This window comes from Streptomyces sp. NPDC056503 (assembly GCF_042794995.1).
Lineage (GTDB): Bacteria > Actinomycetota > Actinomycetes > Streptomycetales > Streptomycetaceae > Streptomyces.
This window is the reverse complement of sequence record NZ_JBHTST010000112.1, coordinates 21608-28816: the sequence shown is the minus strand read 5'-3', so window position 1 is coordinate 28816 and position 7209 is coordinate 21608. Positions and strand designations below refer to the sequence as shown.

The following is a 7209-nucleotide window of genomic DNA, read 5'->3' as shown; positions in this document are numbered from 1 at the left end:
CCTCTCCACCCCTCCCTCCTCCTTCTCACCCCCGCGTCACTCCTTGCCGCCGAAGAGGCGGTCCGAGGCGTCGATCTGGGCGAGGCGGCGGAGCGCGGCGAAGAGCGCGTCGCCGAGGACCGTGCCGACGGCGACGCTCTCGACGAGCTCCTCGCGCGCCACGTGGTGGGCGACGTACTGCAGGTCGGCCCGGGCGACCCGCTCCGCCGCGTCCGCGTAGTCGCCGAGGACCTCGGCGAAGCGCTCGTGCCCGACGGACCCGAGCGCGGCGAGGGCGACCGCCAGCGCCTCGGCCGCGGGGCTGCCCGGGAAGCAGCTCCACCCCCGCTCCCGGATCAGCTCGTCGACCCGCTCGCGCGCCTCGACGAGCCGCTCATCCTCTCGCTCCTCCCCCTGGGGCTCACCCCCGTAGCGGGGCACCATGCGCACGGCCGCGGCGCCGAGCAGGTCGTGGACCGGCCGCCCGGGGTCGTCGACGGCGGCGATCACCTCGCGCACGGCCGCCACGGACAGCCCGCCGACGTCGATCAGGGCGCGGATCAGACGGAGCCGCCGTACGTGCGTCTCCTCGTACGTGGCCTGGTTCGGGCTCGTCAGCCGTCCGGCCGGGAGCAGCCCCTCCCGTACGTAGAACTTGATCGTGGGCACCGAGACCCCGGTCCTGCGGCTCAACTCACCGATGCGCACCGCGCGTTCACCTTTCCGCTGCACTCCCGGCCTTGCCGGACTCCCCTCCATCATAGATAGTGCAACTATCAGATAGCGGTAAGCGCCACTATCCATATCGACTACGGGGGGATCCGTATGTCCCAGCGCACGCCCACGCCCGCCTCCGACGCCACCCCACCACCCCCGAGCGGGCGCCTGCACCGCCCCCTCCTCTGGTTCGCCGCCTCGATGGCCGTCTTCGCCCTGATCAGCGCGGGCGGCATCCTCCTCGACGACCGGACGCTCCTCGGGGTCCCGATCTGGTCCAAGCCCTTCAAGTTCGCGGTCTCGTTCGTCGCCTACGGACTGTCGCTCGCCTGGATGCTGAGCCTCCTCCCCCGCGGCCGGCGCACCGCCTGGTGGGCGGGCACCGTCGTCACGGCCGCCAGCGCCCTGGAGATGGCGCTGATCACCCTCCAGGTGATCCGCGGTCGGCAGAGCCACTTCAACCAGGAGACCGCCTTCGACGCCGCCGTCTTCCAGGTCATGGGCCTCACCGTGGCGGTCCTCTGGCTGGGCGCCCTCACCATCGCCGTCCTCCTGCTCCGCGCCCGCTTCCTCGACCGCGCCACCGCCTGGGCGGTCCGCCTCTCCTCCCTGATCGCCCTCGCGGGCGCGGCCGTCGGCTTCCTGATGGTCCGCCCCACCCCCGGCCAACTCGCCGCCACCGACCCCGCGATCATCGGCGCCCACAGCGTCGGCGTCCCCGACGGCGGCCCCGCCCTCCCGGTCACCGGCTGGGCCTCCACCGGCGGCGACCTGCGCATCGCCCACTTCTTCGGCATGCACGCCCTCCAGCTGCTCCCCCTGCTCCTCCTCGCCCTGACCGCCCTGGCCCCCCGCTTCCCCCGCCTCGCCGACCCCCGGATCCGCCTCCGCCTGGTCCTCACCGCCGCGGCCTCCTACGCGGCCGTCTTCGCCCTCCTCACCTGGCAGGCCCTCCGAGGCGAACCCCTCCTCCACCCCACCCCCACCACCCTGACCACAGCCGCCCTCCTCGCCACCACCACCGTCCTCGCCACCGCCCTCTCCCTCCGGGGGCCCTCCCCCTCCCCCTCCCCCTCCCACCCCGCCCCCGAGCCCGCCCACCCCCACCCCCACCCCGAGGCGCCTACCCTGACGCCATGACCTCCCCCGACCGCGCCATGGGCGCCGTCCTCGGCTCCGCCGTCGGCGACGCCCTGGGCGCGCCCTTCGAGTTCGGCCTCCCCGGCGTGTTCCGCTCCCGGTTCCCGGACGGCACGGGAGAGTTGTGCGGGGGCGGCGGCTGGGATCCGGGGGAGGCCACCGACGACACCCAGATGGCGGTACTCGTCGGGGAGTCACTGCTCGACCGGGGCGCACTCGACCTCCCGGACGTGTTCGACCGGTTCCGGCGGTGGGCGGCGGCCGAGCCCAAGGACATCGGTCTCCTGACGGAGCGGGTACTGCTGGGCGGTGATCCATGGGATCTTGCCGCCGCCCTGGACTTCCAGGTGGAGGGCCGTGGCGCCGGCAACGGCTGTCTGATGCGGGCCTCCACGGCCGCCGTCCACTTCGCCTCCCGGGGTCGGGCGGCCACCATGGACGCCGCCCGACGGCTCGCCGCCCTCACCCACGGGGACCGGGCCGCCTGGGAGGGCACCGCGCTCCTGCACGAACTGGTCCGCGTCGCCCTGCTCGGCGAGGATCCGCTGGCCGCGCTGCCGGAGGCCCTTGCGGAGGTGGACCCCGCTCACCGGCAGCGCTGGGCCGCCGTCCTGGACCCCGGCTGGCGGCCGGCGGACGCGACGGAGTTCAACGGCGCGGTGTGGCCCTGCCTCGGCTCGGCCGTGTGGGCGCTGCGTACCACCGCCTCCTTCGAGGAGGCCCTGGCCGCCGCCGTCGACCTCGGTGGGGACACCGACACGGTGGCCGCCGTCACCGGCATGCTGGCCGGTGCCGTCCACGGCGTCGGGGCGATCCCGGACCGCTGGACGTCCACGCTGCACGTCCCCCTCCCGGGCTTCGGCGACCGGGTCCTGCGCGCGGACGACCTACGCTCCCTGGCGATCGACCTGACCCTCACCCCCTGATTCCCGCTGCCTCCGCGCGGTCACTCCGTCGCACCCGCCCTCTCGCTCCGCACCCGCACCCTGGCCAGGACCTCGCGGTCCGGTTGGAGGGTGAGGCTCGGGACGGGGCGTATCTCCTCGGGCTCCACGTCCAGGTCGTAGCGGCGGGCGAGGACGGCGAGGACGAGGACCGCTTCGACGAGGGCGAAGCGGGTGCCGAGGCAGACCCGGGGGCCGCCGCCGAAGGGGTACCAGGCGTACTCGGGGATCTTCTCGGCCGGCTCGGCCTCGGCGTCGGTGAGCCAGCGCTCGGGGCGGAAGGTGTCCGCGTCGCCGTACCAGCGGGGGTCGCGGTGGGTGGCCCACTGGCTCGACCAGACGCGGGTGCCGGGCGGGACGGGGGTGCCGCCGAGGGTGGCGCCCTCCTTCGCGATGCCGGTGAGGAGCCAGATCGTGGGGTAGAGGCGGAGGGTCTCCTTGACGACGGCCTGGGTGTAGGTGAGCGAGGCGTAGTCGTCGTAGCCCGGCTCGTGGTCGGCGAGGACCCGGTCGAGTTCCTCGGTCAGGGTCCGCCGGACCTTCTCGTTGCGGGAGAGGAGGTACCAGGCCCAGACGAGGGTGGAGCTGGTGGTCTCGTGGCCGCCGATGTAGAGGGTGACGGTCTCGTCGCGGATCTCGCGGTCCGAGAGGTGGGCGCCCGTCTCGTCCCGGGCGGTGAGGAGCCGGCTGAGGAGGTCGGGGCGGTCCTCGTCGCCCTCCCGGTGCCGGGAGACGAGGCGGGAGACCTCGGCGTCGATGACGGCGGTGGCGCGCTTGATGCGGGCCCGGCCGGGGGTCGGGACCCAGTCGGGCAGGAGGGCGCCGATACCGCTGAGCTCCGCTCCGATCTCCTGCTGGGCGACGTCCATCGCCCGGCCGATCGCCTCGGCGTCGGCGGCCGTGTCCGCGCCGAAGATGGTGCGGACGGCGATGAGTTGGGTGAGGGCCGCCATCTCCTTCTTGATGTCGATCCGCTGTCCGTCGGTCCAGTCGTCGGCGAGGGCGACGGCGCACTCCGCCATGGTCGCCGCGTAGGAGCGGACCTGCTTGGGGCGGACGGACGGCTGGACCAGGGAGCGCCTGCGGCGCCAGTCGCGCCCCTTGGCGACGACCACGCCGTTCCCGAGCAGGGTGCGGATGGCGATGCCCAGGTCGGGCTGGTCGAAGGTGGACTCGACCTCGGTGAGGAGTTCGCCGATGTTCTCGGGGTGGGCGATGAAGAGGGCGGGGCTGGGGCCGAACCGCCAGCGGACGAAGTCGCCCCGCTCCCGCAGCCGTTCGAAGAAGGCGAGCGGGTCCTTGCCGAAGGCCGGCAGGTTGCCGAGGAGCGGAACCCCGCGCGGCCCCTCGGCGATGGTGATGGCGCTCCCGCTCTCGGCGCCGGCGTGCGTGGTCACGTACGTCCCCTCCCCCAACTCGCTTTCCCTGTGTGCGAGTCCATGCAAGCGGAAGGCTCCGTCACCGCGCCACCCCTGTGGACGACGACCTGTGGACAACCCCGCCGGGAAGAGCGGAGGGGCCCGCGGCGTTCCCGCCGCGGGCCCCTTCCGGTCGATCGTCTCGGGGCCTGACGCCCGGTCAGCCCACCGAGCTGTACGCCACCACACCGCGCAGCAGCGCGTCCACGGCCTTGCGCGCGTTCTTCGCGACCGTGCTGTTCTCCCTGGGGGCGGCGGCGGCGATCTGGCCGAGGACGTCGATGACCTGCTTGCACCAGCGGACGAAGTCGCCGGCGGGCATCTCGGCCTCGCGCAGCACCTCGTCGAGGCTCTTGTCGGAGGCCCACTGGTAGGCGGCCCAGGCGAAGCCGAGGTCGGGCTCGCGCTGGCCGACACCCTCCGCCTGGTTGATCTTGAACTCCTCCTCCAGGGCGTCGAGCCGGCCCCAGATGTGGACCATCTCGGCGAGCGCCGCCTTGGCCTGGCCGCCGGGCACCTTCGGCGCCACGGCGTCGTCGGCCTGCCGCGCCTCGAAGACGAGGGCGGAGACGCAGGCGGCGAGTTCGGCGGGGGCGAGCCCCTCCCAGACCCCCTCGCGGAGGCATTCGCTGGCGAGCAGGTCGAGTTCGCCGTAGAGCCGGGCGAGCCGCTTGCCGTTGTCGGTGACCTCGTCGCCGCGCAGGTAGTCGAGCTCGGTGAGGAGCGCGACGATCCGGTCGAAGGTGCGGGCGATGGTGTTCGTCCGGCCCTCGATGCGCCGCTCCAGCTGCTTGGTGTCGCGCTGGAGGCGGTGGTAGCGCTCGGCCCAGCGGGCGTGGTCCTCGCGCTCGTCGCAGCCGTGGCAGGGATGGGCGCGGATCGCCGTCCGCAGGCGGGCGATCTCGCGGTCGTCCGCGGCGCCGGAGCGCTGCCTGCGCTGCCGCTCCGGGTCGATGTGCCCGGCCTTGGAGCGGAGCGCGGAGGCGAGGTCGCGACGGGACTGCGGGGAGCGCGGATTGAAGGTCTTGGGGATCCGCATGCGCTCCAGGGCTTCCACCGGGACGGGGAAGTCGATGGAGGCGAGCCGCTTGACCTGGCGCTCGGCGGTGAGGACGAGGGGCCGGGGACCGTCGTGGTACTCGAAGCCGCGGTGGCCGTTGGTCCGGCCGGCCGGGATGCCGGGGTCGAGGACGAGCGCGAGGCCGGCGAACTTGCCGGTGGGCACGTGGATGATGTCGCCCGGCTTCAGCTTCTCCAGGGAGGCGGCGGCCTGGGCGCGTCGCTGCGCGGCGCCCTGCTTGGCCAGTTCCGTCTCGCGGTCCTTGAGGTCGCGGCGGAGCAGCGCGTACTCCTCGAAGTCGCCGAGGTGGCAGGTCATGCCCTCGCGGTAGCCCTCCAGTCCCTCCTCGTTGCGCTGGACCTGGCGGGAGATGCCCACGACGGAGCGGTCGGCCTGGAACTGCGCGAAGGAGGTCTCCAGGAGTTCCCGGGAGCGGTGCCGGCCGAACTGGTCGACGAGGTTGACCGCCATGTTGTAGGACGGCCGGAAGCTGGAGCGCAGCGGGTAGGTGCGGGTGCCGGCGAGGCCCGCGAGGTGGTCCGGGTCGAGTCCCCGCTGCCAGAGGACGACGGCGTGGCCCTCGACGTCGATGCCGCGGCGGCCGGCGCGTCCGGTGAGCTGGGTGTACTCGCCGGGGGTGATGTCGGCGTGCTGTTCGCCGTTCCACTTGACCAGCTTCTCCAGGACGACCGACCGGGCCGGCATGTTGATGCCGAGGGCGAGCGTCTCGGTGGCGAAGACGGCCTTGACGAGGCCGCGGACGAAGAGCTCCTCGACGACCTCCTTGAAGGTGGGCAGCATGCCGGCGTGGTGGGCGGCGATGCCGCGCTCCAGCGCCTCCAGCCACTCGTAGTAGCCGAGGACGTGGAGGTCCTCGTCGGGGATGGCGGCGGTGCGGGCCTCGACGATCTCGCGGACGCGGCGGCGTCCCTCGTCGTCGTTGAGCCTGAGGCCGGCGTAGAGGCACTGCTGGACGGCGGCCTCGCAGCCGGCGCGGCTGAAGATGAAGGTGATGGCGGGGAGGAGGCCCTCGTTGTCGAGCCGTTCGATGACCTCGGGACGGCCCGGGGTCCAGATGCGGGAGCGCTGGCGGCGCTCGCGCTCGCGGTCGGCCTCGCGGACCATCTTGCCGCGGCGCCGGTCGCGGGGGTTGTACGTCCGCGAGTTCTCGGTGCGGGCGAGGCGGAGGAGGTCGGGGTTGACCTCGCGGCGGGCGGCGCCGCGGCCGCCGTGGTCGGTCTCCTCCTCGAAGAGGTCGTACATCCGGCGGCCGGCGAGGACGTGCTGCCAGAGGGGGACGGGCCGGCTCTCGGAGACGATGACCTCGGTGTCGCCGCGGACGGTGTCGAGCCAGTCGCCGAACTCCTCGGCGTTGGACACGGTGGCGGAGAGGGAGACGAGGGTGACCGACTCGGGGAGGTGGATGATCACTTCCTCCCAGACGGCGCCGCGGAAGCGGTCGGAGAGGTAGTGGACCTCGTCCATCACGACGTAGCCGAGGCCGGAGAGGGCCTGGGACCCCGCGTAGAGCATGTTGCGGAGGACTTCGGTGGTCATGACGACGATCGGCGCGTCGCCGTTGACGCTGTTGTCGCCGGTGAGCAGGCCGACCTTGTCGGGGCCGTACCGCTTGGCGAGGTCGGCGTACTTCTGGTTCGACAGCGCCTTGATGGGCGTCGTGTAGAAGCACTTGCGGCCCTGGGTGAGGGCGAGGTGGACGGCGAACTCGCCGACGATGGTCTTGCCGGAGCCCGTGGGGGCGGCGACGAGCACGCCCTTGCCCGCTTCGAGAGCCTGGCACGCCTCGATCTGGAACGGATCCAGTCCGAACTCGTACATCTCTCGGAAGGGGGCCAGCGCGGTGGCCTGCTCTGCGTTGCGCGCGAGTGCGGCCGCGTACGCCTCGGCTGGGGTGAGGTCCTCTGTCATCTTGTCTTCGAGCCTACCCGCC

The 7209-nt window shown here is 73.1% G+C and carries 5 protein-coding genes; 2 read left to right on the top strand and 3 right to left on the bottom strand.

Translation table 11 applies throughout. From position 1 onward, the window contains the following. Positions 1-36: 36 nt before the first annotated feature. A complete protein-coding gene (locus tag ACFQ8C_RS27610; protein ID WP_383462343.1) occupies positions 37-687 on the bottom strand; it encodes a MerR family transcriptional regulator in 651 nt (216 codons plus the stop codon). A 210-nt stretch (positions 688-897) separates the two neighbouring features. On the opposite strand from ACFQ8C_RS27610, the gene ACFQ8C_RS27605 reads away from it, so the two are divergent. Together ACFQ8C_RS27605 and ACFQ8C_RS27600 are read left to right on the top strand one after the other, a co-directional pair. Continuing rightward, entirely contained in the window at positions 898-1836 is a 939-nt protein-coding gene (locus ACFQ8C_RS27605; RefSeq protein WP_383462348.1) for a hypothetical protein, read from the top strand. After that, positions 1833-2762, top strand: a complete 930-nt coding sequence (locus ACFQ8C_RS27600; RefSeq protein WP_383462341.1) for an ADP-ribosylglycohydrolase family protein — start codon at positions 1833-1835, stop codon at positions 2760-2762. Before ACFQ8C_RS27605 ends, ACFQ8C_RS27600 begins: the two co-directional genes overlap by 4 nt. 20 nt (positions 2763-2782) lie before the next feature. Here the strand turns inward: ACFQ8C_RS27600 and ACFQ8C_RS27595 are convergent, their stop codons facing one another. Then, on the bottom strand, positions 2783-4177 hold the full coding sequence (locus ACFQ8C_RS27595) for a cytochrome P450 (RefSeq protein WP_383462339.1): 1395 nt from the start codon (positions 4175-4177) through the stop codon (positions 2783-2785). 181 nt (positions 4178-4358) lie between these two features. After that, positions 4359-7187, bottom strand: coding sequence for a DEAD/DEAH box helicase (locus ACFQ8C_RS27590; protein ID WP_383462338.1), 2829 nt, complete (start codon positions 7185-7187; stop codon positions 4359-4361). Positions 7188-7209: the final 22 nt, after the last annotated feature.